1 protein-coding gene is annotated in these 685 nt (G+C 47.7%); it reads left to right on the forward strand.

What is annotated here, in order from left to right:
- Positions 1-135 precede the first annotated feature (135 nt).
- Positions 136-685, forward strand: a 550-nt coding sequence (locus AC5O77_RS21845; protein ID WP_494507184.1) for a TraK domain-containing protein, incomplete at its 3' end; no start/stop codon positions are given.

Genomic DNA, 685 nt, shown 5'->3' on the forward strand with positions numbered 1-685 from the left:
GGATTGTAGAAGTCGTGGGTAAATTGCAATTCATTTACGGGTTACAAAAACCTGAGCCTGTAGATAAACGGTACCAGCTGCGTATCGACACCCGTAATGACGGGATGTGTTTCAACGCTTTTGTGGAGGTGCCCGTTGAAAAGTAAATTGCTGATATTTGCAATGGTGCTTGCCAGTTCTGCTGCCCAGGCACAAGAAGTCGATATTAACCCTAATGCTCGCCTGGCGTTGGCTGTTAGTAACACTGATCCCAATTATATCTCTGTCATGGATGACCGGGTCATCGCTATTCAGGCAACTCAGGGGGTACTTTCGGACAAGCGGACAACGGCAGGCGGGGCGGTGTTGTTTTCAACCGTCTCGGATAAACCTTTTACGTTGTTTGTTCAGACAGAGTCAGGGTTTGCCTTCTCTGTTATGGCTTCTCCGCGTAAGCAGGCAGGACTGTCACTGGTGGTGAATAATCGTGAAGTCCGTGGAACTGAAGCTGCTCGCGAATGGGAGGGGTCACAAAATACATATAGCGCGCTTGTCACAAGTCTGATCACTAAGTTCATCAATAACGATAAGCCCTCTGGGTTTGTTTATACAAAAAATCGCGATGTCCCATTATCCCCCTCAACCGAAACCTATTTTTCAGTTCGACCTGTCACAGCATGGCAGGGAGATAAACTCCGTATTGTGC

Source organism: Stenotrophomonas sp. INTA L402-1 (assembly GCF_059295135.1).